Here is a 25,530-nt window from a genome sequence, read left to right on the forward strand (position 1 = left end):
GCGTCCAGCACCGAAAATGAGACCCTAACCTCCACGGAAATCGGCCCGACTTATGCCATGCCGTTGCAGCTTGTCGTAAAAGGTCTTGCGCGGGATGCCGAGCGCTTCGATCGTCAGGCGCACATCGCCCTGATGTTCGGCCAGCGCCTCGCGGATGATCGCGGCTTCATATCGCTCCATCTTTTCGGGAAGATTGGCCGCCGCCGGATCATCGGACCTCGCCGATGAGCCATTCGCTTCAAGTCCCAAGGCGACCCGCTCGGCAAAATGCGCCAGTTCGCGCACATTGCCCGGCCAGCTATGCCCCGCAAGATGGCGACGGACGGTTTCCCTGACAGCCGGCACGTCGCGACGGAAGCGCTCGGCGGCGCGGAAGAGAAAGTGGGAGAAAAGCAGCGGAATATCCTCGCGGCGCTCCCTGAGCGGCGGGATCGAAAGCGTGACCACGTTGAGGCGGTAATAGAGGTCCTCGCGAAAGTCGCCACGCTGGCCGGGATCGCCGAGATCGATCTTGGCGGCGGCGACGACGCGCAGGTCGATGGGCCGAACCTCGTTGGTGCCGAGCGGCGTGATCTCGCGCATTTCGAGCACCCGCAGCATCTTCACCTGCGTTGCCACCGGCATGCTCTCGATCTCGTCGAGGAAAAGCGTGCCGCCGCTGGCATGCTCGATGCGGCCGGTGCGCTTCTTCTGCGCACCGGTGAAGGCGCCGGCCTCATGGCCGAACAATTCGCTTTCGATCACGGTTTCAGGCAAGGCGCCGCAATTCAGCGCGACGAAATTGCCGGCGCGCCGGCGGCTCCATTGATGCAGGAGTTGCGCGACGACTTCCTTGCCGCTGCCGGTCTCGCCCGCGACCAGCACATCGACATCGGTATCGGCGATATGGCGCAAGGTACGGCGCAGGTTTTCCATTGCCGGCGTCTGGCCGATCAGCGGCAGGCTGTCATTGGCGCTTTCGGCAGCTTGCCTGAGCGCTCGGTTTTCCATCACCAGCCGGCGTTTCTCGGCCGCACGGCGCACGCTCTGCGCCAGCCGGTCGGCAGCGAAGGGCTTGGCAATGAAATCGTAGACGCCATCCTGAATGGCGCTCACAGCCATCGGAATATCGCCATGGCCGGTTATCAGGATCACCGGCAGGTCGGCATCCATCTCCTTGACCTTGGAAAAGAGCTGAAGTCCGTCGATATGCGGCATGCGGATATCGCTGACGACGACCCCATCGAATGCCGCCGTCAGTTCGCCAAGTGCCTCACGCGGGTCAGCGAAAGCGGAGACGGCAAAGCCCGCGAGTTCCAGCGTCTGCGCGGTTGCGCGGCGCAGATCCCTGTCGTCGTCGATGAGGAAAACGGAAACTGGCTGGCTCATTGCGTCAGGCTTTCCTGAGGTGAACGCTGAAGCGCGTTCCGCCGGCGTCGCTTTCAACCTCGATGCGGCCGCCATAATCGCTCACGATGTCCTTGGCGATGACGAGGCCGAGGCCCAAGCCGTTCTCCTTGGACGTGTTGAAAGGCGTGAACAGGCCTTCGCGGATCTTTTCCGGAATGCCCGGACCATTGTCGGCAACAGTCAGCGTCACGGTGTCACCGGTTTCGATCGCACGGACTTCGACACGACCGCCGTCCTCCGGCCCGACCGCTTCCAACGCGTTCTGGAAGAGGTTGATAAGCACCTGCTCAAGCCGGATCGGATTGCCCATGACCCGCAGCTTCTCCGGCGGAAGCGCGATGTCGAGCGCGTCCATGCGCCCGGCAAAGCGGCTGCGCAGCAGCATCAGCGCCCCTTCGATCACCTGTTTGAGCACGACCGGTTCAGCCGAACCACGCCCCTTGCGCGACAGCGCCTTCAAGTCACCAGTAATCGTTCCGATGCGCTCGGTCAGGGCCGCGATGTCGTTCAGGTTTTCCTCGGCCGACTGCCGCTGCCCGCGCGCGAGGAAGGTGCGGGCATTGTCGGCATAGGCACGTATCGTCGCCACCGGCTGGTTGATTTCATGCGCAACGCCCGCCGCCACCTGCCCGAGGATGGCCAGCCGGTTGGCCTGGACGAGATCCTGCTGAACCGTCTGCAAGGTGGCTTCCGTCTTGCGGTGATCGCTGATTTCCACCTGGAGCCGGTCGCGGGCAAGGCTCAGATCCTGGGTGCGTTCCGTCACACGGCGCTCCAGCTCGTCGCGCGCACGTTGCGCCTCGGCAATTCGCGCGGCTGCCCTTCGCCGCCTGTTCAGAAGGAAGCCGGCAAAGGCCAGAAGCGAGACAGCGCCAAGCAATGCCGCCGTCCGCGCTGCACGGACGGCGACGGGTACCTGCGGCTTGATCGGCATGAGGGTCCGGAGTTCCCAGGGTGTCGTCGGCACAGGCGTCCTCACTTCGAGGAATTCCGTCCTGCCGACGTTTCCGGGGAGGATGACGCCAGCGAGTGCCGCATCTTCGCCGACGGCTGCGCCTGCTTCGAAGGGCAGCGGTCTAAGCGGCGCGTCACCGAATTGCAGGCTCTCGCGAATGGCAACAAGCTTGTCGGCTGCTATCTCACTGAGCGTCATGAAGCGCCAGGACGGCAGGCTGGTGATGAGGACGATGCCGCGACGGTCGACGACATAGGACACCCGCCCGGTGGCGTTCCAGTCCGCCTCGACCTGATCGAACTCGAGCTTGACGACGACGACGCCCAGCTGCCCCGATGCGCCATCGACGCGGCGGGAGATGTAGAGCCCCGGCCGCTTGCTGACGGTGCCGAGGGCAAAATGCTCGGCGTTTCCCTCAGTCATTGCACGCTGGAAATATTCGCGGAACTGGTAATCATTGCCGACAAAACTCGTCGGTTCGCGCCAGTTGCTTGCCGAAACGGCGATGCCGTCCAGCCCGATGACATAGATCACCGCAGACTGCGTCCCTGCCGCCAGCCCTTCGAGCTTCTGGCTCAAACGGTTGAAGGCGCTGGCATCCTTTGTGGCAAGGGCAGCCTGAAGCTCGCTGTCCTGCGAAAGCACGAGAGGCAGTGCACGCTGTTTTTCCAGCACGGCGCGCAACAGCGCTGCGTTGAGATTGGCATCCGTCCTGCCCTGCGCCTCCAGTGCGACGATGGCACGGCTGGAAGCCACTTCGCCGGCAATCCACAGCGTTGCCGCGATCACGGCTGCAGCCACCGCGCCGAAGACCCACCAGGCCCGGCGACCGGACGCAGACGGGCCGGCAATCGATGACGGGACGCTCGCGGAAATTACCATCTGAGAATTGTGCATAATTTCGCACAAACCTCAAACGAAATTGAGCGACACCTCGCACAAGGCGGCCATCCCAAGAATCGCCTCTCAATATTTTATCTTTTAATATCAATGAGTAAGCTAATCGCGCCAAAACTGGCACAGGCTTTGCTGATCAGTCCTCAACAACGGCAGACCCGTTGGACTTGACGCTAGAGGGCTCGGGAGGCCGGAACGTATCCGGAGCTGAGCCAAAACGGAGGACATCATGATTGCAGCCCCAACGGGCGCGGCTGTCGAGCCGCGCGGCGCAACGCCTTTCTACAAGCATCTCTATGTGCAGGTCATCGCGGCCATCATTGCCGGCATCCTGCTCGGCCATTTCTATCCCGAACTCGGCACCCAGTTGAAACCGCTCGGCGACGCTTTCATCAAGCTCGTCAAGATGATCATCGCGCCGGTCATCTTCCTGACGGTCGCGACCGGCATCGCCGGCATGACCGACCTGAAGAAAGTCGGCCGTGTCGCCGGCAAGGCGATGCTCTATTTCCTTACCTTCTCGACGCTCGCGCTGATCATCGGCATCATCGTCGCCAATGTGGTCCAGCCCGGCGCCGGCATGCATATCGACCCGGCCTCGCTCGATCCCAAGGCGGTCATGACCTACGCCGAAAAGGCGCATGAGCAGACCATCACCGGCTTCCTGAGCAACATCATTCCGACGACGATCGTCGGCGCGTTTGCGGATGGCGACATCCTGCAGGTGCTGTTCTTCTCGGTTCTGTTCGGCCTGGCGCTCGCCATGGTCGGCGAAAAGGGCAAGCCGGTTGCCGACTTCCTGCATGCGCTGATGGCACCGATGTTCAAGCTGGTGGCGATCCTGATGAAGGCCGCACCGATCGGCGCCTTTGGCGCCATGGCCTTCACCATCGGCAAATACGGCATCGGCTCGATCGCCAATCTCGCAATGCTGATCGGCACCTTCTACCTCACCGCGCTTCTCTTCGTGCTGGTGGTTCTGGGTGCGGTGGCCCGCTACAACGGCTTCTCGATCATCGCGTTGATCCGCTACATCAAGGAGGAGCTGCTGCTGGTGCTCGGCACATCGTCGTCCGAGGCCGCCCTGCCCGCTCTGATGGACAAGATGGAAAAGGCCGGCTGCAAGCGCTCGGTCGTCGGCCTCGTCATTCCGACCGGCTATTCCTTCAATCTGGACGGCACCAACATCTACATGACCATGGCGGCACTGTTCATCGCCCAGGCGCTGGACATCCCGCTTTCCTGGACCGACCAGATCCTGCTGCTGCTGGTGGCGATGCTGAGCTCGAAGGGTGCCGCCGGCATCACCGGCGCAGGCTTCATCACGCTCGCCGCAACGCTGTCGGTGGTGCCGTCCGTGCCGGTGGCCGGCATGGCGCTGATCCTTGGCATCGACCGCTTCATGTCGGAATGCCGGGCGCTCACCAATCTCGTCGGCAATGCGGTGGCAACCATCGTCGTCGCCCGCTGGGAAAACGAGCTGGATACCGAAAAGCTCGCCATCGCCTTGGGCACAACCAAGGGCGGCCGATCTGCCGAACCTGCATTGATGCCTGCCGAGTAAACCGGCTCATAACCAATGAAAAACGGCCCGTCCATGACGGGCCGTTTTTGTATTCTGCAAGCGAATGGCACCGCACTTCAGGTTTGATTGATCGAAAGGTGTTCACGACCTGACTTTTCTACAAACCCTACCTTCCCGTTACCAATAATCCTTGTATTCTCCGCATCACTTTAAATGCCCCGAAATTTGTTTCGCGTATGAATAATCGTGAGAATTATGGGGGAATTAGACAATCATGTCTCTGTCATACGCATCCAAGTATTCCTGGTTCAACTTCAAAGAACATTTTATGGCAACTCGTAATCGCCGCTCGATGAGGATGGCATTTTTCTGCTCTGCTATTGCAGCAATGGCAGTTGGGTGCACATCATCGCCGGACATGACTGCCACGACATCATCGGTATCCAATGCTTCCGGCTATCCTGAACTTCTGATCGAGAAGAGGCCAGCAGTTCAGGAGCAGGCGAGCAAGCGAGTGTTGCCCGTCAAGCTGTCCAGCGACGTCTATGCCGGCCGAGCACCTTATATCTGCACGCCAAGCGGATTTGGCCGGACATCGAGCTGTTTTCTCCGCGGCTCTGCATCATAGCCCGGACTGGAACTGCGGACGGCGCTGGGCCATCGCCGTCCCGGAATATTGATCGATCAGGACAGGTCTTGTCGTCATGCGGGCGGCATAGAGATGCTGCTCAAACGAGCCGGATCTTTTTTGTGCCCTTGAGCGGAATAGCCCGCTGCGTCGCCTTGGTACGGATAGCACTGGGCGTTCTTCCCAGTTCCTTTGCTATCGCGTTCAAATCGACGCGCTTCGAAGCCAATTGCTTCAGTTGCTTCAGTTCTTCACGCGTCCAGCGACCTTTCGACCGGTCTCTTTCCATCCAAACCACCCCCATTGCCCCGTCACTCCAAACACTCGAAATCCAAGTAGCCCAACGCTCTCCTGCACATCCCGTCATACGGCACGGCAGGAGAGTAGTATTTCTGTCGAAGGCCTATTTGCTGCCCGACAACCGCGCCTCGATCCGCTTGAAACGAGCATCGACATAGTTGCCCGGACGCAGCTTGCGATACTCGTCGCCTGCCTGCGTTCGCGCATGCTTGAAGACGTACCAGTCGCCGTCAGGCTCCCGCTTCTGGAAAACAACCCCGTTCTTCTCGCGATGACTGAAGCAGGTCAGAGCCGAGGACACGCCGTCTTTGGCATGCCATTTGGCGTCGAAGCAGAGTTTCCCCGGGTCGGTGATGAACCATCGGCCGACAGCATAAGAACCTTTGCTACCGTCGCCCGTCGAGGCGACAAAACGGCGTTCCTTTGCCGGGAAATAGCCGAAGCCGTCCTTCCACATCCACGACCTATTGGCGTAGAGGCGATAAACCTCTTGCGTCGAAAGAGGCGCGGCGGATTGAGCCGCCACGCTAACCTTGCTCGGAGCCCCTGCTGCGCCCTGCATAGCAAAACCCATGCCTATCGCCACCAGCACCGTGATAGTTGAAAGCTTTTTCATGATCGTTCTCATTGCCTGAGTTGATTGAGACGCCCTAATTCACGGCCGGCCCGCCGACGCGCCAGTTCGGGCGGCCATAGTTGCCCGGCCACGGATAGACCTCGCGATCGTTGAAATAGACAACGCTCGTAAGCTTCGGGAAGTCGGCATTTGGCTTGGCGACGTTTTCGGCCCAGTTGCGGACATAGCCCTGGTCGCCCTCGTAACCGAGTTCGGCCACCACGATCGGCTTGCCGTAGCCCTCGGCCAGGCGATAGCCGGGTTCGAGTGCCTCCGCGAAGGTCCGGTCCTTGCCGAAATGATCCTTGTCGAACTGCTGCAGGCCAAAGACTGTCAGACCCACGACGTCGACATAGTCAGCGCCGGGATAGAAATCACCCATGTCGGGATTTCCTAACGGCGACCACATGTATTTCGCCGTCTTGTTATGCTCGCGACACACCGTGATCATGCGCTGGTAGGCCGCGACATAACTCTTCGGCTCCCAGTGCGACCAGGTGAACTGGTTGTTTGTTTCGTCCATTTCCTGGGCCCAGCGAATGGTGACCGGGCTCTTGAGATCGGCAGCCGTCGAACAGACCGACGCCATGTAGCTGTCGTAGCGACCAGCCAGTATTCCCCTCAGAAGCTCGTCCGATGTTACGCGCCAGTCGACCGACCACGACCACGGCTCGACCGTTATCAGGAGTGACCGCCCGCGCTGCAGGGCATACTCGTCTGCGAGGGCCAGCGTGGAGAGGTCGACGTCCTCCCACGGCAGGAAGAGATGTTCGATCTTCGAATTCGGATCGTCACCGAAATCGCCATGCGGATCATAGGCACCGAAGACGATTGAGGTGTTTGTGATGACCGGGCGCTTGTCCGTGGCCTGCCCTGTTGTCTGCGGGGCACTGCCGGGAAGCCCGCGAGGCTTGCTCGCGGCCAGCACTGCCCCTGACAGGGCCAGCGAGGCGAATGAGAGCGCAATCACCAGTGAAGCGCTTTTTCTGCTCTTACTCATGGCTGAATACTCCAGTTGATGTTGGCCTCTAAACGAGGTTTTTCGGGCTTTATCGCGGGTCTGATCTTCTGCAGTTTCGAGGAGACCAGATCGCCTCTCACAAGTTTGTTGAATTCGTCGTCCTGCGCGGGCGTGGAATGCTTGAAGACGTACCAGGCCTGCCCAGGCTCTCTCCTCTGATAGATCGTGCCGCCGACCCGTTTATGGCCGAAACAGGTCGTGGCCGGACTTGCGCCGGACAAGGAATGCCATTGCGCCTTGAAACAGAGCTGGCCGTTGTCCGAGAGCGTCCAGCGTCCTTCCGCCCAAGTGGCCTTGTCGCCCGATCCTGCCCATGCGGTGAAGCGGCGCCCATCGGACTGCATCCGCCCCGCGCCGTCGCTCCACTGCCACGACTTGTTGCGGTAGAGCATGTAAAGCTCCGCGCTGGTCATGACCTGCGCATCATGCGGCGGGACCGAGGCTTCGCTGTCGGCGGCCTGCGCCGCATCGGCGAAAGCAAGGAGCGAAACCACCGCCGACCCGATTGCAAGGCAGCGCCGCGCACGGAGGGCCTTCGTTGCGCTGTTTGAACGGAAGAACGTTGCCATGGCGTCAGCCCTCCCTCGCCGTACCGGTCAATACGGCATGCGAGACCGGCCTATGATCGGAGACCGCATGAACATCGCCCGAAATGATGCCGGATAGCTGCGGCACAGGCTGGCCGATACTCGTTACATGAAAACCGGCTGCCTGTGCCGCGCCCCGCCCAAACGCATTGCGAAGATCGATCATGATCGCAGACCGCATCGCTTGTTTGAGGCGATAGAGATCGAGCTGGCGGATGCTCTCCCATTCCGTGACGACAACGACGGCGTCCGCGTTGCGGACACATTCGTAGGGGTCGTCGAACATCGTGACGTTCTCGAGGATGCGCGCCGCGTTCTCCATACCGACCGGATCATGCGCCTGGATGTTGGCGCCGAAGCGCTGCAGGGTTTCGATCAGCGCCAGGGACGGCGCCTCGCGCATGTCGTCGGTGTCCGGCTTGAAGGTCAGGCCGAGAACCGCAATGGTCAGGCCGTCGACATCGCCCCCAACCGCATCGAGAACCTTGAGCGCCATCCTGCGCTTGCGGGCCTCGTTGGCGGCGACGGTTTCCTCGACGACGCGCAGGGCAACGCCATAGTCCTGGGCCGTGCGCAGAAGCGCCAGCGTGTCCTTGGGGAAGCATGAACCGCCATAGCCCGGCCCCGCCTTCAGAAAGGCCCTGCCGATGCGATGGTCGAGCCCGATGCCGAGAGCCAGTTCGCCGACATCGGTGCCGACCTGCTCGCACAGATCGGCGAGTTCATTGATGAAAGTGATCTTTGTCGCCAGGAACGCGTTCGATGCATATTTGATGAGCTCGGCGGCGCGCCGCTGGGTGATGACGATGGGCGTTTTTGCATCTGCCAGCGGGCCGTAGAGCACGGCCATCTTTTCCCGCGCCACGTCGTCCTCGATGCCGATGACGACACGGTCCGGGAACAGGAAATCGTCGATTGCTGATCCTTCGCGCAAGAATTCAGGGTTCGAGGCGACGGAGAAGCTGCCCTTGGGACGAATGGTTGCGATGATCTTTTCGACCGCATCGCCTGTGCCGACCGGAACGGTCGACTTGACCACGACGACCGCGTGGTTCTCCATTGCCTGCGCAATTTCCTTGGCCGCGCCGTAGACAAAGGAGAGATCGGCATCGCCATGGCCGGGCCGCGGCGGCGTGCCGACCGCGATCAAAACGACGTCGGCGCCAGCCATCGCCTCGGTGATGCTGGTCGTGAAGACCAGGCGGCCGGTCGCATGGTTGCGAAGCACGAGCTTTTCCAGGCCGGGCTCGTAGATCGGCAGCTTGCCTTGCCTGAGCTGTGCGATCTTTTCCGCATTCTTGTCGACGCAGACGACCGTGTTGCCCCATTCGGCAAAGCAGGTTCCGCTGACAAGACCGACATATCCGGTTCCGATGACTGCAATTTTCATGATCTTCAGCGCTCCCTGGCGCACTTCTGGTCTAGTGGTTGAAACGCGGCTCATCGCTGAGCCAACGGGGTCTGAATGTGATCTTGCGAAGAGCCTCGCCGCCATTTCCCGCGCCGGCGACGGCATATTTCTCGTCAAACAGGCTGACGCGGCCGAAACCGAATGCCAGAGATTCCAGGCCGTCCAGACCGCGTTCGGCAGTTGCGATACCCGGCAGCAGGAAGAGCGAAAGAAGGCTTGCTGCCATCGCCGGCCGATAGGAACGCTGCGAAACCCTGACGACGTTTTCGCGAGAATGTTGGACCACGATCACCAGCAGCAATATTGCGTAGAGGGCCGCATTGATGATCGCGAAGATGTAGAAGCCGCGCGCATCGCTCGCATCCTTCACCAGCAGCACCGGCACGACCGAGGCGACCGAGAGAAAGCCGTAGGGTGCCAGGACGCGCAGCGGCAACGGATCGACTTCCGAGGTGCCCTTCGGCGTGATGCGAAAGTCCACGAAGGAGCCTGTCAGCCAGTCACGAATGGCAGCGATGGTCCCGGCCAATGCCCAGGGCCAGCGCGCGAAGAGGAAGAGCATGAACTCCCAGCTCAGGATCCTGGCATCGACCGGCCGGAACGAGCCGCTTGACCGCCAGCGATAGGCCAGAAGGATCAGGATGGCGGAAAGCGGAGCGAAATGCGCGAGAAAGCCGGGATAGGTGACACTGACGAAATTCTCGCCACGAACCAGCGCCACGATCGGCAAGGCGAACATCAGCGCCATGAAGAGCGCGAACAGCGGATACCAGAACTGTGAAAACACGAACTGGAACTTCAGCCGCAGCGGCAGGCGCGGAACGTAGACCGGAGAATATTGCAGAAGCAGCGTGACCAGGCTGCGCGACCATTGGAACTCCTGGGTGACAAGGTCGGCGAAGGTGCGCGGGCCATCGCCATGAGCGATCGCGTCCAGCGCATGAACGCCGCGCCAGCCATGGGCATTCATCATCAACGTGGTCGAATGGTCCTCAGCGAGTTCCGGCCCGAGACCGCCGATTTCCTTCAGTGCCGCGGTGCGGACGGCATAATGCGATCCGATGCAGAGCGGGGCGAGACCGCCATTGTAGCCGGCCTGCAGCGAACCGTGCATGCTGGCCTCGGCATAGAGGCGTCCACGCGCCGACCAGCTTTCCGCAGCATTGCTGTCGCAGATGCTCGGCGCCGAGACATAACCGACGGCCGGATCAGCAAACGGACGCAGCATCTCGCGCAGATAGCCAGGCTCCGGAACATGATCGGCATCGAGCTGGACGCAGAAGTCGTAGAGTTCATAGCCGTAATGATCATAGAAGAAGGCAAGGTTGCCTTCCTTGCAGCGCGTGCGGCGCGGCCAGGTGGCGCGATGATAGTCGGTCCTGCCCTTGCGCGTCGAAACGAGGACGCCATGCTGCCGGCACCAGTCGAGCGTTTCAGCCGACGGATCCTCGTCGGCAAGCCAGGTGTGGTGGGGCACGCCCTGTGCCAGCATCGCCTTCAGCGTAACAGTCACCACCGAAAACGGCTCCGAAGGCGCCTTGGTTACAACCATCGCGACGCGACTGCCAGCCGGCAGACGAAGCGGGCCACCTGGCTTGCGGGCGCGATAGAAGATGGCAAGGAAATAGCCCGGCAGAAACGTGACCCAGGCAAGCGGCAGCGAAACCGCCAGAAATCCGAAAAGTCCGAGATAGTGCGAAGGGTCGATCCACCACGTCCAGAAATAAACGAGTGCCGCAAGCCAGACACAGGCGCCGGCCAGAAATTCGGCGCGGGCGTAGCCGGAAAGCAGGGGAACCATCAGCGGCTCGGTTGCCCGGTCGCCAATATCCGTCGCGTGCTTGATTGTTGACGTCGTCATGCCCGTGCCTCCAGCCCGAAGAAGGGAGCAGCAGTGCGCACGATCGTGTCGAGATCGGAGAACTCGGTCGAAAACCCCAGGGCCTGTGCGGCCATGCTTGGGTCGGCATAGAGCGCCGGCGGATCGCCGGCGCGTCTCGGATGGAGTTCTATCGGGACTTCACGCCCGGTGGTCCTTGCAACGGCATCCAGGATTTCCCGAATGGAGGAACCCTTTCCGGTGCCGAGATTAACCGCCAGGTTTTCACCGCCGGCATTCAGATAGTCGAAGGCAAGCAGGTGCGCGCGCGCCAGGTCGTTGACATGGATGTAGTCACGAATGCAGGTGCCGTCGGCGGTCTCGTAGTCGTGGCCGAAGACGGTCAGATGCGGAATTCTGCCGCCCGCCGCAAGCAGCGCGCGCGGGATGAGATGCGTTTCGGGATCATGCCATTCGCCGAGTTCGCCATCTGGATCGGCACCGCAGGCGTTGAAGTAACGCAGGGCGACATAGCGTTGGCCATAGGCAGCCGCGTAGTCCTGCAGCATATGCTCGGCGATCAGCTTGGTCCTGCCGTAAGGATTGATCGGAGCCTGCGGCGTCGTCTCCTTGATCGGAAGTGTCGCCGGCACGCCGTAAGTGGCGCAGCTCGAGGAAAAGATGATCTTGTCGACCTTCGCCAGACGGCAGGCGTTCAGGAGCGACTGCGTCCCGGCCACATTGTTCCGATAGTATTTCGAAGGATCTTCGACGGACTCTCCGACATAGGCCGAGGCGGCGAAATGGATGACCGCCTGCGGCTGGTACTGCATCAGCGTCTGCGCCAGATGCGTTGTGTCAAGAATGTCGCCGTGAACGAACGGTCCCCAGCGCACCGACGAGCGGTTCCCGGTCACCAGATTGTCGTAGACGACAGGCTCCAGGCCCTTCGCGCTGAGCAATTTGGACGTATGACTGCCGATGTAACCGGCGCCGCCGGTCACCAGAACGCGGTGCGTGGACATCATGCCGTCTCCGCGAGCTTTCGCGTTTCCCGAGTCAGCAGGTCGTCGAAATAGAGGATGGTCTTCTGCAGACCGACCGACAGCGCCACCTTCGGCGACCAGCCCAGCGCGCTTGTTGCGAGCGAGATATCGGGACGGCGCTGGCGCGGGTCATCGACCGGCAGCGGATGATAAACGATCTTCGAACGCGATCCGGTGAGACCGACCACCTGCTCGGCAAGTTCGCGAATGGTGAATTCGCCAGGATTGCCGAGATTGACGGGGGCGGCCGGCGCATTCGGCGAAGTCATGAGCCGCAGGAAACCGTCGATGAGATCGTCGGCGTAGCAGAACGAACGTGTCTGCGAGCCGTCGCCATAGATGGTTATGTCCGTGCCCTGGAGGGCCTGCACGATGAAGTTGGAGACGACGCGGCCGTCATCGGGACGCATGCGGGGACCGTAGGTGTTGAATATGCGGGCGATCCTGATGTCGACGCCGTGCTGCTTGTGAAAGTCGAAGAACAGCGTTTCGGCGCAGCGCTTGCCTTCGTCATAGCAGGAGCGCGGACCGAACGAATTGACGTTGCCCCAGTAGGATTCCGGCTGCGGATGAACATGCGGATCGCCGTAGACTTCCGAGGTGGAAGCCTGAAAGATCCGGATACCGCGCTCTTTTGCCAGCTCAAGCAGGTTGAGTGCGCCGAGCACGCTGGTTTTCATCGTCTGAATGGGATCGGCCTGATAGTCCGGCGGCGAAGCCGGGCAGGCCAGGTTGTAGATCTCGTCGACCTCGGCAGCCAAAGGCTGCGCGACGTCATGGCGGAGAACCTTGAATCTTCGGTTGTTTCTGAGGTGGTCGATGTTGCTGAAACGGCCCGTCAGGAAATTGTCGACGCAAAGAACTTCATGTCCTTGCGAGAGTAGCTTGTCGCACAGATGTGATCCGAGAAAACCGGCGCCGCCCGTCACAAGGACACGGCGCGGCGCCAGAACGGGACGAGAAATGCGGACATCACTCGACCTTGGTTCGGCGACAGACGTCGCCGATACCGAACGCAGTATTGTCATAATTAACCCCAAATGCCCTTGCTATACCTGCAGTTCGATCGATACGCTTCCTAAGCTTGCGATCTACACAAATACAGCTACCCAGATACGCAGTTACTCTTTACGCTACGCACTTCAGTTTACTTGAAGGTTTCGGACAAGTTTTAAAAATTTCGAAGAAACATTTCCTCCGCCTTCTTGTGTTTTTATATGTAATAGGATCCACTCTGTCGTTATCTTCGAATCCAAAATATTGTCATGGAATACATATCTTGAGCTAATACGATGGAGTTGCCTACTTGGCCGACCGGCTTAAGGCTCCCACCCATTATGATCTGAACTTGCGGCCTGGGGCCGATCAAAGCGCCCGCCCAGCGGGGCTGGGCAGAACATCTTGCTATATCCACAAACTACGCCACATAATTAACTGGGGCTGGGGCATAACCGGATTCGGATATGGCACTACCTGATGGGGAAGTGACTAAACCAAACGACGCGTCGGGAGGGCTCAGCGAGCATCCACAGCGCGAGAGGCGCCGTTGGCCGCGCGACGATGGGCAGCAAACGGCTTCACCCGGACCGCCAGCGCTTGAACCGCTTGTTTTCTCGACCCGCGAGTTGGCGCCGACACAGCAGTTTGCCGCCTGGCAGGCGCATGTGGCGGCGCTCGTGGACGTAAAGCTGCCGGACAACAAATCCATCGATGACGGCTTCCCGGCCGACCACACTGCCTGGAACCTTGGCCGCATGCTGATCGTGCAACAGACCGTTCCAGGCCACAGCTACGTGCGATCCGCCGCGAAGCTTCGATCCAGTTCGATCGATCACTGGAATGTCGTCTTGCCGCGCAATGGGCGGGCGTGGACGGAGGTCGACGGCCGTGTCGTCGAAGCTCCTCCCGGCGGCGTCCAGATCAGATCCCTTGGCTATCCGTTTCGCGGACGCGCGACGGACTCCGAAAGCCTCTGCCTCTATTTGCCGCGCGATCTGTTCACCGACGCTACGGCGCCCTTCGATGCGAAGAACAACTCCGTCCTGTCTGACAATTTCGCCAATCTCCTCATCGGCTACGTCAATGGCATCGAAGCAAGGCTGCGGAATCTGGCTGCCGATGATTTGCCTCGCGTCGTCCAGGCTACGCGCGATATCATCATTGCCGGCCTTTCGTCGCCAGCCGAGCACGACGCAGCTTTCGAACACCTGACGGGCGTGGCGCTGATGGAGCGGGCGCGCCGATACATCCAGAGCCATCTCGACGCGCCGGATCTAACGCCGGAGGTGATGTGCCGGGCCCTCGGCGTTTCACGCTCGCGGCTTTATCAACTTTTCGAGCCAAGCGGCGGGGTTGCGCACTACATCCAGAGGCGGCGGCTTCTGGCTGCACACGCCGCCCTGAGCGACCCCGTGGATATCCGGCGCATCATCGATATTGCCGAGGCAGTCGGTTTCAACTCGTCTGCCAATTTCAGCCGGGCGTTCAGCAAGGAATTCGGCTATAGCCCCCGCGAAGCGCGCAATGCCGAGGCCTGGCTTCGGCCCGCACATTCGAACTCCCTGGCCGAGCACGAAAAAGCCGGGTCCTTCGAAGACTGGCTGAAGGCTTTGGGAAGCTGACGGCGGCCCTGTTCGTCAGCCCACCAGCAGCGTCAGGTCGGGATGCAGTTTCTTGAGATTGGGCAATGATTTCGATTGCCAGGGTATCTCCGACGTCCCCCGCACCGTCATACGCACGCCAGGGTGCTTTCGTGCCTCAATGGTGAATTTCGCCAGGAGATTGATGCCGGACGAGTTGAGAAACTGCAGGTCCGTCAGGTTGAGCGTTATCGCAGGCGGTTCGGCGGCAAGAACGCTCATCGCCAGCGCCAGAATAGGTGCATATTCCGCGGAACTGGCCAGCCGCATGATGCCGTCGAAATAAATATCGTTTCCGTCAGCCCATACCCGGTAGTCGTCTGTCTTTATTTCCATGGCGTGGCGTTTTTCCGCTCAATTATGAGTTTGCGAGATAGGGATAGAAGCATAAGTTTCTAGACAAATACGATCATTTTCATCTGTCGGGCTGAAAATCCAGGCCAGCCGTGCGCCATAGTCGCTCATCAAGGTCAAAAGCCCAAGACCCGAACCCGTCATCTCCGGATCGGCGGCGTTCGCCTCGATGCGCTGAATGAGAAGATCGCCGGGATCGCCGACCGTTATCTCAGACAGGAGGCCCTGGAATCCGGAGGCTACATCACCTTCGACGACATTGGAGACCTTCACCTTGAAGGTTTCCGCGTCCATCGACGCCTCCACCATGATTTCACCCGGAGCGCGAAATTTTACCGCATTCTCGATGAGTTCATTGACCAGATAGCCGATGCTGTGCCGCACTTCCTTATAGTCGTTGCGGGATGCCTGAAACCGCACGGCAAACAGATCGGCGATGAAATCCGACGTCGTGGCGCAATGGTGCCAACTCAATTCTAGTGGCCCGTCGAACAGCCGCACGCGACTGAGGCCTCCGCCCATTCCGATTGCAACGTCGGCCGTTCCAAAAAGCGTGGTCATTTACCTATGCCTCATGATCACGAGGGTTATGTCATCGTGGATCTTCTGAGTTCCGATATAGGCCATCAGATCATCGATAATTCCGGTTTTGATCTCCTCCGCACTGCCACCGTGATGCTCGCTGGCACTCTTGCAGAGGCGGTCCAGGCCAAACAGCTTTCCTTCTGAGTTTTCAGCCTCGGTCACGCCGTCGGTATGAAGAACGATGACGTCGCCGCTGGCGAACGGGATATCGCGGGTGGCAATGAACGGCTTGATGTCCTGCTCCAGCCCGACAGGCAGGCCAAGATCGATCGTATCGATGCGCTCGACCTCGCCAGCGCCCCGCACGACCAGAACCTCCTCGTGCTGGCCCGACAGCGTCACGCGCTCGTCCCTGAAATCGAGAAAGGCCAGCGAGAGATGCTTGTCGGTGTTCGTCCGCTCGATGTTCTTGAAGATCGCCCTGTTCAGGCGATCGAGGAACTGCCGCGGATCGCCCTCGCCCGTCTCCTGCAAGGCGCGTGCGACGGACTGGACCATCAGCATCAGGACGCCGCTCTCCAGCCCATGCCCGGTCACGTCGCCGATCCCGATCTTGACGTGCGCTCCATCCTGCAGGACGTCATAATAGTCGCCGCCGACCTCGTCGGCGGGCCGCATATAGGCGGCAATCTCCACCTGCGGCATCGCTTCGAGTTCGCCGGCCTTCGGCAGGACCATCATCTGTATATGCTTGGCGACCGCGAGTTCGGCGCCAAGCCGGACGTTCTCGTCGCGCAATTTGTTGTTCAGGGCCGAGATTTCCTTGTTCGCGCCCTCAAGTTCCTTGGTCCGGTCGTCGACCAATTGTTCCAGATTTTCGGTGTGGAAGCTGATCTGCTCGGCCATGCGGTTGAAAGCCGCCCCCGCCTCTCCGACCTCGTCGCGCGTCGGAATGTTGACCCGGACGGAGTAGTCCTTTGCCTGAAGCCGCTTGGCAGCACCCGCAAGCGCGCTGAGGCCGGCGGTAATTCTCTTCGAGATTCCGGCTACCGCGGCAAAGACGATCAAAAGGGATAGGGCGATTGCCGCGATCTGATAGAGCAGAATACGGTTCGTCGCACGCGAAATGCTGTTCTGCGCGGCAAATAGCGAGGCATAGATTTCCCGTTCCGGCACGACGATGCCCACCGACATCGTCTCGGGCTTAATTGGCCCGGAGCTCCAGAGATTCGTCGGATTGAGCTTTTTGAGAACCACGATAAAGGGAACGTTCTCGCCTTGCTGGTCGAGCATTATGTGCTGGATCACGCCGTCATTGTTCCTGTCGAGCGGCAGCGAGGCGATGGCAGGCTGGGTGCTTCCGCGCAGCGAACGCTCCAGCCCGGTAACGCCTTGCGTAGCCTTGTCGCTCGACGATTTCAGGCCGATGACAGATTCGCCGGCAGGATTGATGGCTACCACATTGCCGTTCGACATGGTCAGGAAGCCGAACCCGGTATCTGAGATCTTCACGCTCTCGACGATCTCGGCAAGCTGATCGAGCGTGATGTCGGCCCCCGCCGTGCCGGCAACGCCAGTGCGGTCTCGAGTCCACAGCGGGCTGAAGAAGCTGACGATCAGCTTGCCGGTGATCGCGTCGGTATAGGGTGCCGTTTGTGTGATGTCGTCGGCTACGGGACGCGATGCCGGATTGGCAGCCCATTGCTGCCAGGAGCCATAGATTCCGGGAAAGAAGAACTCCCAGAAGTCCGCCTTGTTGTGACCGGGATAGAGGCGGTCGAATGTCTGGGCCTGATCCGTATAGGGAGCCGTCCGGAAGATCGGCCGTTCCTTCGGACCGATGAAATACATCTGCAGCTTTGACGAGCCACCGGCAAGCAGGCTCGGCGCGACGAGATCCAGAACGGCGCTATCCTCGATTTCGTTCTGGACAGCAGGGAGCGGACGGTGATCGGGACCCAATAGATAGCCCCAGACACTAACAACCGATGGCGCGCCAGGAAGGTTCTGTGCCCATTCACCCTTGGGATCGTAGACAACATTTACCGAAGCGGGAGCCTGATGCGCCAGACTCGCGCCGATCTGCTCCTGCCTTGCCGGATCGTCGATCTGGCCTTGCAGAACGCCGGCCAGGGCCTTGACGTCTCCATGGACCCTGTCGAGCAGGAGATCGACACGCGAGGCCGTCGAATTGGCGTAGGACAGGATGTATTCCTGATTTGCCTGCGTCAGGCCTTCGCCAACTTCGGACGTCGCATCCCGCGACAGCTTCTGGACGTTCCACAGCGCTAGCCCGCCGCTCACCAGCAGGTCGAACAGGACGGCACCGCCGACGACCAGTATGAATTTGGCCCGAAACGAGCGCAGCCCGAAACGCGGTGTTGGCTCACTGTCGGCGTTCATGACGGTTTACGCCCTGATGCGACCCAGATTGGCCAACCAGCATAACCCTTCGGATGCAGCGCCGCAAAAATATGATCCTGGAAACCTTGCCGAAAACGCTCGATCATCTCCGGGTCATCACCGCGCCGTACCGCCATGTCGCCGGCATAGACGTTTTCCCAAGCCGTGATGACGTCGGCGAAGTCCTGCGGATCGCCGTCGCCATTGGTGACCATGAAGGACTCGACGCGAATATCCTCGAACCCCGCCTCGATCAGATATCGCCGGCTCTTCGGGCCGAGCTCGACATCCATCTCGAAATGTTTGAACAGTTTCGCGACCTCGTTGTAGGTCCATTGGATGCTGTCGGCACGCGGTTCGCCGAGGCAGTGCGAATTCTTCTCATTGGTGATGTAGACGCGCCCGCCCGGTCTGCATATCCGGAAGAGTTCCTTGAGAATGAGCTCGGGGCGATTGAAAATCTGGAGCGAGTGCCGGCAGGTGACCAGATCGAACTGGTCTTCCTCGAGCAGCATTTCGGACGCATCGCCATAGGTATATTCAATGCCCCGTATATCGAAATCCGCCGCGACGCTTCGAGCATAGTCGAGGCTCGATCTGGAATGGTCGAGGGCGACGATCCGCGCCGGCTGGAACTCCTTCTGCACGAGCACCGCGAAATCGCCGATGCCGCAACAGATATCGGCCATGACGATGCCCGGCTGCATGCCGTGGCGCGGCAGGATCTTGCGTTCGTGGCGCCACGTCATCTTGGTTTGCGTGCGCAGGATGGGAATGAAGCCGCCTTCTTCAAGGAAACTCTGCCCGGGATAAAACTGGCTGTCGTATTCCTCGACCGTTATGTTCGGCTCAAGCCCGTGCAATCGGCCGAACTTTCGCGTCGTCCATCCAACCACGCTCGATGTGATAACGACGAATTTGAGATCGGGTCGGGTTCGGCACGCGTCGATGATGACTCGCGAGAAGGCGTGAAACGCAGTGTTGTTCATCTGCGTCAGGCGCCGGATATTCACATATAGAATGCCGCGCACACGGGCGATGGACTCCTTCAGCAGCGTCAGGCTGGGCGCAAGCTCGTCGATCGACTGGGGCCGAACCACCCCGGAAATGGAAAACTCCTGATTGTTTGTGTCGTATTGCGCTCGAAAGCGCGGAATCAGGTCATACGGGTTCACTGGGCAGGTCCTCGAGCGGAAGATCCACGACCAGCTTGATCGTGTCAGCATCTGTTTCCTCGAGCCGGAGCTTCGCATTGTAGTCAACGGCCAGTTCCAGGAGTACGACTTCCCGGCTCGGCGAAAGGTCGCCGGAAACCGAATTCATGTACCGGTCCCCGGTCGCCGATCCGACGATCTGCGACAGCGCTTCCCGGTAGAATTGCCGTTCTTCGGGCGTGCAGGGAAAGGTCAGCTCGATCCTGTCCACCCGGCCCTGCCGCGACACCCTGCATGCCAGTTCGCCGTCGGGATGGCGGGTGCGAAACGCAACCTCCAGCAATTCGTTCGCCACGGAAGAAAAGAGGTTCGAGTGCCGCACGGAGTCGGAGCGGTTGTGACTGACCATTCGTGCCAGGTAGGACGATATCTGATCGCAATACAGCCACATCGACAGGAAGGATTTTATTTCCATGTCGACCTGGATCATTGGTCCGAAATCGGTATCGCGAGAGGCAACAATCATCTTCATTCCCCGCTGTTTGCAGTCTTGCAGATTTCACCTACGTGCCGGGCGCAGTCTAAACTGCCCGATTTCGCTCCTCCTTTCCGCTGCTCGTCACATGCGCCGAACGCCTGACGAAATTGCGCGCCGCCTCCGCTCCCATAGGCCGTCCCAGCAGATTGCCTTGCAGGCAGTCGCAGCCTTCCTTCTTCAGCCACCGCGCCTGGCCCTTCGTCTCGACGCCCTCGGCGGTGACACTGATCCCCAGTCCATGGGCAAGTCCGATGATGGACCGGACTATCGTCTGGCTTTTCCGATCGGTCTCAAGGTCGTTTATGAAGTACTGGTCGATCTTCAACGTATCGAAGGGGAAGTTTTTAAGATAGCTCAACGAAGAGTAGTAGGTGCCGAAGTCGTCGAGCGAGATCCGAATACCCAGCACGTTCAAAGTGTTAAGCGTGTCGAGATTATCGATCGTCTGCTCGAGGAGAACCGTTTCGGTTATCTCGAATTCAAGTCGGTCGGCACGCAGCCCGACGGCATCGATGACCTGGGCGACGCTATCGGTAAGCGACCCGCTGAGGAATTGCGCCGGAGACAAATTCACCGATACCGTCAGTGAAGAGGGCCACGTCGTTGCTTCGCGGCAGGCTTCCTCAAGCACCCATCGACCGATCTCGTCCATCAGGCCATCGGCTTCGGCGATCGGTATGAACACACTCGGAGGAATTGTGCCGATCTCGGGATGCCGCCAGCGCAGCAACGCTTCGAAGCCGACGACGGACGAAGGCGTGCTGAAGAGAGGCTGATATTCCAGGTACAGCTCGCTGCGCTCGAGCGCCATTCGCAGGCTACGCCGCAGATTCTCGCGTTGTTCGAGCAAAAGCAGCATCGAGCGATTGAAGACCCGTGCACAGCCGCGCCCATCTCTCTTGGCCGCATAGAGCGCAATGTCGGCCGCTTTCATCAGCTGCTCGCTTTCGGTTCCGTGCTCCGGCCCGAAAGCGATGCCGATGCTTGCGCCGATGAAAACCGGAATGCCGTTGATCACAAACGGCGCCTTGAGCGCGTCAATCAGCGCATCCGCAAGACGTTCGGCTTCGACAGGCTGTTCCTTTCCCGACTGGATGACGGCAAATTCATCGCCGGCGTACCGGTAAGCCGACTCGCCATCCCGCAGCGTGTCCTGTATCCGGCCGGCGGCGAGCTGGAGCAAGGCATCACCCGCGCCGTGGCCGAGCGTGTCATTGACCGCCTTGAACTCGTCGAGGTCGATTTGCAGCAGGGCCACCTTCTCCTGCAAAGCATCGACCACAGTCAAAGCCTGCTGCAGCCGCTCGCTGAAGCGGCGGCGATTCTGCAGGCCGGTCAGAACGTCGTGTGTCGCCTGATGAAGGAGCGTTACATGTTCCTGCTCCTCGGCAATCGTCCGCCCGCCCTGCCCGGTTTCCCGGGATTCAATGATCCCCACACCATTTACGACGCCAAAAACGAAAGCCGATCGCGGCGTTTCATCGCCGGAGGCCCGAAGATCGATCGTTGTCGGCGAGCCACCGTGAAGCACGCGGTCAAGTTCGCCGCGAAGCCTCGTGTCGAGAAACCCTGGATAGACTTCCCAGATCGCGGCGCCTGCCGCGACCACGTTACCCTGGATGCTCTTGAGCTTGGTGGTGTAATGGGTCAGGCGGAAGTCGCGGTCATAGAACGAAACGATGTCAGTGGTGTTCGTCAAATGGTCCGCAAGGCGCGCGTCGCTCCCTGAGAGAGGGTCGCCTAAGGAAAAACCGTCGGTCTTCGCCCCGACCCCCCAAGTCTTTGGACGTAAGAGCCGGTCCCACAAACGGTATAAATTCCGCATCGCTTCACCTTAAGGTGAAGGTAGAAATAGCATAACCAGGGAAGCGCGTGCAAATATCCGCACGCGGGAAGGATGAACGCTTTCTTTACGACCGAAAGATCGGCGGCATTGCCGCGACAATCATGCTTGCTCGGTCAAGTTGCAAATTAGCCAAAGCTACAAACCTCATCATGTGAACTTATCAGTGACCGAGCCGCGTGCCGGATTGCCTGTCGAAAACATGTATCTGGCCTGCTGCTGCCGAAACATCAAACTGTCGTCCCACGGCTGCGTCGTGCATGCCATCCACGACCGCCACGACATCTTGCCCGGCATAGTTGAAAATCACATGGGTCTGTGCCCCGGTCGGCTCGACGATACGGGTCGCACCGGAAAGCAGACCGCCTCCGGAAACGGGCATCAGGTGCTCCGGTCGAATGCCGATCGTCAACGCCTGCCCTTCCTTGAGCGCCGCAGAAGCTGTTTCAAGCAGCAGCAAATTGCCTCCCTCCAGCTTCGCGGCCAATCCTTTCGGCGTCGAAACGGCTGTCGCCTCAAGAAAATTCATGGCAGGTGAGCCGATGAAGCCCGCCACGAAAAGATTTGCCGGGTTGCGATAGAGATCGAGCGGGCTGCCTTGCTGTTCGATACGCCCGCCATTCAAAACGACGATACGGTCGGCGAGCGTCATAGCTTCGAGCTGGTCGTGGGTGACATAGAGCGAAGTCGTCGCCACTTTCTGGTGCAGCGACTTGATCTCGGCACGCATCTGGACGCGGAGCTTGGCATCGAGGTTCGACAAGGGTTCGTCGAACAGGAAGATCGCCGGGTTGCGCACGACGGCGCGGCCCATGGCGACACGCTGTCGCTGGCCGCCCGAAAGCTGCGCCGGGCGCCGATCGAGCAGCGCGGTCAGATCGAGCATACGCGCGGCCTCATCGACGCGGGTCTTGATTTCGGCCTTTGATTTGCCGGACAGCTTGAGATTAAAGGCCATGTTCTGCGCGACCGTCATATGCGGATACAGCGCGTAGCTCTGGAACACCATCGCAATGTTGCGCTCGCGCGGGTTGAGGTCGTTGACGACCTTGTCACCGATCAGGATGTCGCCCTCGGTTGCCATCTCAAGGCCGGCGATCATCCGCAGCAAGGTCGACTTGCCGCAGCCGGACGGTCCGACCAGGGCAACGAATTCGCCATCCTCGATCCTGAGATCGAGATTGTGGATGATGTCGACCGCGCCGAAGGACTTCTTCAGGCTGCGCAGTTCAATCGAGGCCATAGGCGGGTCTCCGTAGAAGGAAGGCCGGGCGGCAGCTTGCGCCGCCGCCCGGACAGATTATTTCTCGCCGCGCATCTTTGCCTGAAACGCCGGCAGGTGCTTCTTCTGCGCCTCGAGCATGCGCTCGCGATAAACGCCATAGATGACGTCGGTGTCGTGGAGCGTCACACCGGCAATGGTCGGCGAAGCGAAGGTCGGAAGCTCGATGCCGCGGTCGGCAAGGTTCTGCGCAGTGCGGGCGATCAGCTCATGCGTCATGATCATCGCCAGAACGGTCGAAGAACCCGACACAGGGCGGCTCCAGCCTTCGACCGGCACTATGGCATCCTCGATCGGAGAGCAGGTGTCGATGACGAGGTCGGCGGCGTCCGCCAGCCGCTTGCCCGAGGAGTGCGTAGCCGGCTTGTCGAGATTGTTCTTGCTGGTGATCGCCACCACGAAGATGCCGCGCTTCTTGGCATAGAGCGCGGTTTCGATACCCGACGCGTTGCGGCCGCTATGGCCGAAAATGATGATGCTGTCGCCTTCGTTGAGCGGCTGGTGATCGAGGAATTTCTCTGCGTAGTTTTCGGTGCGCTCGAGCCAGAGCAATTCCCGCACGCCGCCGGCGCCGAGCACATTGTGCCACATGACACGGGGGTCGGTCAGCGGGTTGAAGCCGACATAGGTGCCGTAGCGCGGAAAGGCTTCCTGGCAAGGCAGGACCGAATGACCCGAGCCGTAGAGATGGACCAGGCCACCGCCGGCAAGCGTGTCGGCAAAGCGGCCGGAGGCGGTTTCGAACGCTTCGGCATTGGCTTTCGAAGCCTGTTCGATCAGGGCAGCCAGACGGCCAATATAGAGGTCGGACACAATAATTCTCCTGTTGGTGATTGGTTAGGAACGCAGCGTCGAACGGATTTCGTATCGATCGCCGCGCATGACCGAGACGGTGAACTCGAACGGGCCGCGCTCGTCGGTGGTGATGCGTTCCACGACGAAAGCCGGGGTTCCGGCAGGCAGGTCCAGCAGTGCGGCATCCTCGGCGCCCACGGAAGCCACGCGATAGATTTCCCGCGCCTCCACCGGATTGATGCCGTAGCGCCTGCTGAGAGCCTCATAGAGCGAGCCTTCAGGCGGGCCTGGTTCGAGAAAATCGGGCACCCGCGCCACAGGCAGCTGCGCCGTCTGGATGCCGATCGGCGCGTCGTTGCCAAGGCGAAGGCGGCGGATGCGCACGACCGGTTCGCCTTCTTCGATTTCCAGGGCGGCGGCCGCCGCTGCATCCGCAGTGGTCAGGCCGAAGTCGAGCAGGCGTGAGCCGACGACCAGGCCGAGATTGCCCATCTCCTGCGTAAAGCTTGTCAGCTCACGCGTGCCGGCAACCAGCTTGGCGCTGCGCACGAAGGTGCCACGGCCATGTTCGCGACGCAGAAGGCCCTGCTCCTCGAGATTGCGCAAGGCATGGCGCAGCGTGATGCGGCTGACGCCGAACATGATGCAGAGGCGATCCTCGGCGGGAATCTGGCTGCCGGTCGGCCACTCGCCGCTTTTGACGATGGTGCGGATGGCCTCCTCGACCTGATACCAGAGCGGTTCCGGTCGACGGCGATCGGGTTGGGAATAGGTCGCCTGGCTCATCGTATCTGTCTCCAGTTTTGTCCGGCCGCGCCGGCAAGTGCTGCGCCGACTATTCCGGCGCGTGCGCCGAAGGTTCCGGCTCTGATTTCGATCGGACGCAAATGCGCCGGAAGCTGCCTGCGCATCGCGTCAAGAACGGGTTGGCCGAGCACATCGAGTGCCGCGGAAATGCCGCCGGCAATCAGGATCACTTCCGGATCGAGCAGCGCGACCGCACCGGCAAGCGCCGTGCTCAGGCTTTGAACCGGCTTTTGCAAGGCTGTAATCGCAGCCGAGTCACCTTCGCGCGCCGCAGTGATCAACTCAGTTCCATTTGCCTTGCCCAGGCGAATGGCGATGTCATCGAGCGCCCGGCCGGCTGCCATGCGTTCGAGCCAGCCGCTGCGATCGTCGCCGGGATCGTCCATGTCGGCGCAGGCCCAACCGAAGGAACAGGCCCCACCCCGCGCACCGGCGACGATCCGGCCATTGGCGAGAACCGCTGAGCCGATGCCCGTGCCAATCGCCAGCAGGATGGCGTCGGAGGTACCGCGTGCCGCACCCGCAGCGCTCTCGGCCAGCAGAGATATCTGGGCATCGTTGCCGAGCCCGATCTGCAGATCCGGGAACAGTGCCGCGATGTCGAGACCGTCCAGATAGGGTAGATTGGGAATCCAGCGACATTGCGTATTCTCGACCAGACCCGGCACGGCAAGGCCAATCGCCGTCACATCCCCCACCTCCGCCCGCAACGCCGCGAGGCGGCCGGTGAAGTCAGCGAGGCTGGCCGGTGCTTGCTCCCTTGTGAGATCGCGCAGCGATGTGGGATCGCCGCTGGAAACCGCTGCGCGCAGCTGCGTTCCGCCGAGATCGATGGCAAGCACCTGCGTCATCGACCAAGCCTCGCAGCGTGCGGTTTAAAGGTCTGAAACCCTGCCCTCATGAGCGGCCTGACTTTCCGATGATGCGATTTCCCATTTCTTTTGCGCCGGCCTTGTGCGTTTACATAGATCATGTTGTTATAACGTCATGAAGACT

23 protein-coding genes are annotated in these 25,530 nt (G+C 60.5%); 2 read left to right on the forward strand and 21 right to left on the reverse strand.

Annotation, left to right across the window (positions count from 1 at the left end):
* Window positions 1–24: 24 nt before the first annotated feature.
* Window positions 25–1,368 carry a sigma-54-dependent transcriptional regulator gene (locus tag WBQ96_RS08885; RefSeq protein WP_336549293.1) on the reverse strand — a complete coding sequence of 448 codons (1,344 nt, stop codon included), beginning with the start codon at window positions 1,366–1,368 and terminating at the stop codon, window positions 25–27.
* A 4-nt stretch (window positions 1,369–1,372) separates the two neighbouring features.
* Window positions 1,373–3,241, reverse strand: a complete 1,869-nt coding sequence (locus WBQ96_RS08890) for a sensor histidine kinase (RefSeq protein ID WP_442920809.1) — start codon at window positions 3,239–3,241, stop codon at window positions 1,373–1,375.
* A 229-nt stretch (window positions 3,242–3,470) separates the two neighbouring features.
* Between WBQ96_RS08890 and WBQ96_RS08895 the strand changes: the two genes are divergently transcribed.
* Complete coding sequence (locus WBQ96_RS08895; RefSeq protein WP_336549297.1) at window positions 3,471–4,805, forward strand: dicarboxylate/amino acid:cation symporter; 1,335 nt, start codon at window positions 3,471–3,473, stop codon at window positions 4,803–4,805.
* 225 nt (window positions 4,806–5,030) lie between these two features.
* On the opposite strand, the gene WBQ96_RS08900 is transcribed toward WBQ96_RS08895, so the two are convergent.
* The 9 genes from WBQ96_RS08900 to WBQ96_RS08940 all read right to left on the reverse strand — a co-directional run bounded on the left by WBQ96_RS08900 (window position 5,031) and on the right by WBQ96_RS08940 (window position 13,222).
* A complete protein-coding gene (locus WBQ96_RS08900) occupies window positions 5,031–5,213 on the reverse strand; it encodes a hypothetical protein (RefSeq protein ID WP_336549299.1) in 183 nt (60 codons plus the stop codon).
* A 281-nt stretch (window positions 5,214–5,494) separates the two neighbouring features.
* Window positions 5,495–5,698 carry an SANT/Myb-like DNA-binding domain-containing protein gene (locus WBQ96_RS08905; RefSeq protein WP_165121161.1) on the reverse strand — a complete coding sequence of 68 codons (204 nt, stop codon included), beginning with the start codon at window positions 5,696–5,698 and terminating at the stop codon, window positions 5,495–5,497.
* A 99-nt stretch (window positions 5,699–5,797) separates the two neighbouring features.
* Window positions 5,798–6,310, reverse strand: a complete 513-nt coding sequence (locus tag WBQ96_RS08910) for a DUF995 domain-containing protein (protein WP_336549302.1) — start codon at window positions 6,308–6,310, stop codon at window positions 5,798–5,800.
* A 34-nt stretch (window positions 6,311–6,344) separates the two neighbouring features.
* Window positions 6,345–7,310, reverse strand: a complete 966-nt coding sequence (locus tag WBQ96_RS08915; protein WP_336549306.1) for a glycoside hydrolase family 26 protein — start codon at window positions 7,308–7,310, stop codon at window positions 6,345–6,347.
* Window positions 7,307–7,900, reverse strand: a complete 594-nt coding sequence (locus tag WBQ96_RS08920; protein WP_336549308.1) for a DUF995 domain-containing protein — start codon at window positions 7,898–7,900, stop codon at window positions 7,307–7,309. The genes WBQ96_RS08915 and WBQ96_RS08920 overlap by 4 nt, the downstream gene beginning before the upstream one ends.
* 4 nt (window positions 7,901–7,904) lie before the next feature.
* The gene (locus tag WBQ96_RS08925) at window positions 7,905–9,308 is read right to left on the reverse strand and encodes a UDP-glucose dehydrogenase family protein (RefSeq protein WP_336549309.1); all 1,404 of its coding nucleotides are present in this window, start codon (window positions 9,306–9,308) and stop codon (window positions 7,905–7,907) included.
* A 31-nt stretch (window positions 9,309–9,339) separates the two neighbouring features.
* The gene (locus WBQ96_RS08930; RefSeq protein WP_336549310.1) at window positions 9,340–11,190 is read right to left on the reverse strand and encodes a glycosyltransferase family 2 protein; all 1,851 of its coding nucleotides are present in this window, start codon (window positions 11,188–11,190) and stop codon (window positions 9,340–9,342) included.
* The gene (galE, locus tag WBQ96_RS08935) at window positions 11,187–12,173 is read right to left on the reverse strand and encodes a UDP-glucose 4-epimerase GalE (protein ID WP_165121191.1); all 987 of its coding nucleotides are present in this window, start codon (window positions 12,171–12,173) and stop codon (window positions 11,187–11,189) included. The genes WBQ96_RS08930 and galE overlap by 4 nt, the downstream gene beginning before the upstream one ends.
* Entirely contained in the window at window positions 12,173–13,222 is a 1,050-nt protein-coding gene (locus WBQ96_RS08940) for a UDP-glucuronic acid decarboxylase family protein (RefSeq protein WP_336549317.1), read from the reverse strand. The genes galE and WBQ96_RS08940 overlap by 1 nt, the downstream gene beginning before the upstream one ends.
* Window positions 13,223–13,678: 456 nt before the next feature.
* Here WBQ96_RS08940 and WBQ96_RS08945 point away from each other — a divergent pair, with 456 nt between their 5' ends.
* Window positions 13,679–14,815, forward strand: coding sequence for a helix-turn-helix domain-containing protein (locus tag WBQ96_RS08945; RefSeq protein ID WP_336549319.1), 1,137 nt, complete (start codon window positions 13,679–13,681; stop codon window positions 14,813–14,815).
* 15 nt (window positions 14,816–14,830) lie between these two features.
* On the opposite strand, the gene WBQ96_RS08950 is transcribed toward WBQ96_RS08945, so the two are convergent.
* The 10 genes from WBQ96_RS08950 to WBQ96_RS08995 form a co-directional block, all read right to left on the reverse strand.
* Window positions 14,831–15,169 carry a slr1659 superfamily regulator gene (locus WBQ96_RS08950; protein WP_336549321.1) on the reverse strand — a complete coding sequence of 113 codons (339 nt, stop codon included), beginning with the start codon at window positions 15,167–15,169 and terminating at the stop codon, window positions 14,831–14,833.
* A gap of 18 nt (window positions 15,170–15,187) precedes the next feature.
* Window positions 15,188–15,748: a slr1658 superfamily regulator gene (locus tag WBQ96_RS08955; RefSeq protein WP_165121154.1), complete on the reverse strand. Its 561-nt coding sequence runs from the start codon at window positions 15,746–15,748 to the stop codon at window positions 15,188–15,190.
* Window positions 15,749–18,115, reverse strand: a complete 2,367-nt coding sequence (locus WBQ96_RS08960; RefSeq protein ID WP_336549324.1) for a SpoIIE family protein phosphatase — start codon at window positions 18,113–18,115, stop codon at window positions 15,749–15,751.
* Complete coding sequence (locus tag WBQ96_RS08965) at window positions 18,112–19,290, reverse strand: class I SAM-dependent methyltransferase (RefSeq protein ID WP_165121152.1); 1,179 nt, start codon at window positions 19,288–19,290, stop codon at window positions 18,112–18,114. Before WBQ96_RS08965 ends, WBQ96_RS08960 begins: the two co-directional genes overlap by 4 nt.
* Window positions 19,277–19,795 carry a ubiquinone biosynthesis methyltransferase UbiE gene (locus WBQ96_RS08970; protein WP_336549327.1) on the reverse strand — a complete coding sequence of 173 codons (519 nt, stop codon included), beginning with the start codon at window positions 19,793–19,795 and terminating at the stop codon, window positions 19,277–19,279. Before WBQ96_RS08970 ends, WBQ96_RS08965 begins: the two co-directional genes overlap by 14 nt.
* Window positions 19,796–19,850: 55 nt before the next feature.
* A complete protein-coding gene (locus WBQ96_RS08975) occupies window positions 19,851–21,506 on the reverse strand; it encodes a putative bifunctional diguanylate cyclase/phosphodiesterase (protein WP_337035878.1) in 1,656 nt (551 codons plus the stop codon).
* 307 nt (window positions 21,507–21,813) lie between these two features.
* The gene (locus WBQ96_RS08980) at window positions 21,814–22,893 is read right to left on the reverse strand and encodes an ABC transporter ATP-binding protein (protein WP_336549332.1); all 1,080 of its coding nucleotides are present in this window, start codon (window positions 22,891–22,893) and stop codon (window positions 21,814–21,816) included.
* Window positions 22,894–22,950: 57 nt separating this feature from the next.
* Window positions 22,951–23,745, reverse strand: coding sequence for a sugar isomerase domain-containing protein (locus tag WBQ96_RS08985; protein ID WP_336549334.1), 795 nt, complete (start codon window positions 23,743–23,745; stop codon window positions 22,951–22,953).
* Window positions 23,746–23,769: 24 nt separating this feature from the next.
* Window positions 23,770–24,513: a GntR family transcriptional regulator gene (locus WBQ96_RS08990; protein ID WP_165121148.1), complete on the reverse strand. Its 744-nt coding sequence runs from the start codon at window positions 24,511–24,513 to the stop codon at window positions 23,770–23,772.
* A complete protein-coding gene (locus WBQ96_RS08995; protein WP_336549336.1) occupies window positions 24,510–25,385 on the reverse strand; it encodes an ROK family protein in 876 nt (291 codons plus the stop codon). Before WBQ96_RS08995 ends, WBQ96_RS08990 begins: the two co-directional genes overlap by 4 nt.
* Window positions 25,386–25,530: the final 145 nt, after the last annotated feature.

This window comes from Mesorhizobium sp. CCNWLY176 (genome assembly GCF_037153935.1).
Classification (GTDB): Bacteria; Pseudomonadota; Alphaproteobacteria; order Rhizobiales; family Rhizobiaceae; genus Mesorhizobium_M; species Mesorhizobium_M zhangyense.

What these genes read in the sequence shown, in the direction of transcription:
- WBQ96_RS08890 (WP_442920809.1), bottom strand. Translation starts at nt 3,241, where the DNA reads ATGCACAATTCTCAGATGGTAATTTCCGCGAGCGTCCCGTCATCGATT.
- WBQ96_RS08990 (WP_165121148.1), bottom strand. Translation starts at nt 24,513, where the DNA reads ATGAGCCAGGCGACCTATTCCCAACCCGATCGCCGTCGACCGGAACCG.
- WBQ96_RS08940 (WP_336549317.1), bottom strand. Translation starts at nt 13,222, where the DNA reads ATGACAATACTGCGTTCGGTATCGGCGACGTCTGTCGCCGAACCAAGG.
- WBQ96_RS08895 (WP_336549297.1), top strand. Translation starts at nt 3,471, where the DNA reads ATGATTGCAGCCCCAACGGGCGCGGCTGTCGAGCCGCGCGGCGCAACG.
- WBQ96_RS08925 (WP_336549309.1), bottom strand. Translation starts at nt 9,308, where the DNA reads ATGAAAATTGCAGTCATCGGAACCGGATATGTCGGTCTTGTCAGCGGA.
- WBQ96_RS08885 (WP_336549293.1), bottom strand. Translation starts at nt 1,368, where the DNA reads ATGAGCCAGCCAGTTTCCGTTTTCCTCATCGACGACGACAGGGATCTG.
- WBQ96_RS08950 (WP_336549321.1), bottom strand. Translation starts at nt 15,169, where the DNA reads ATGGAAATAAAGACAGACGACTACCGGGTATGGGCTGACGGAAACGAT.
- WBQ96_RS08980 (WP_336549332.1), bottom strand. Translation starts at nt 22,893, where the DNA reads ATGGCCTCGATTGAACTGCGCAGCCTGAAGAAGTCCTTCGGCGCGGTC.
- WBQ96_RS08995 (WP_336549336.1), bottom strand. Translation starts at nt 25,385, where the DNA reads ATGACGCAGGTGCTTGCCATCGATCTCGGCGGAACGCAGCTGCGCGCA.
- WBQ96_RS08905 (WP_165121161.1), bottom strand. Translation starts at nt 5,698, where the DNA reads ATGGGGGTGGTTTGGATGGAAAGAGACCGGTCGAAAGGTCGCTGGACG.
- WBQ96_RS08955 (WP_165121154.1), bottom strand. Translation starts at nt 15,748, where the DNA reads ATGACCACGCTTTTTGGAACGGCCGACGTTGCAATCGGAATGGGCGGA.
- WBQ96_RS08970 (WP_336549327.1), bottom strand. Translation starts at nt 19,795, where the DNA reads ATGATTGTTGCCTCTCGCGATACCGATTTCGGACCAATGATCCAGGTC.
- WBQ96_RS08910 (WP_336549302.1), bottom strand. Translation starts at nt 6,310, where the DNA reads ATGAAAAAGCTTTCAACTATCACGGTGCTGGTGGCGATAGGCATGGGT.
- WBQ96_RS08915 (WP_336549306.1), bottom strand. Translation starts at nt 7,310, where the DNA reads ATGAGTAAGAGCAGAAAAAGCGCTTCACTGGTGATTGCGCTCTCATTC.
- WBQ96_RS08920 (WP_336549308.1), bottom strand. Translation starts at nt 7,900, where the DNA reads ATGGCAACGTTCTTCCGTTCAAACAGCGCAACGAAGGCCCTCCGTGCG.
- WBQ96_RS08930 (WP_336549310.1), bottom strand. Translation starts at nt 11,190, where the DNA reads ATGACGACGTCAACAATCAAGCACGCGACGGATATTGGCGACCGGGCA.
- WBQ96_RS08960 (WP_336549324.1), bottom strand. Translation starts at nt 18,115, where the DNA reads ATGAACGCCGACAGTGAGCCAACACCGCGTTTCGGGCTGCGCTCGTTT.
- galE (WP_165121191.1), bottom strand. Translation starts at nt 12,173, where the DNA reads ATGTCCACGCACCGCGTTCTGGTGACCGGCGGCGCCGGTTACATCGGC.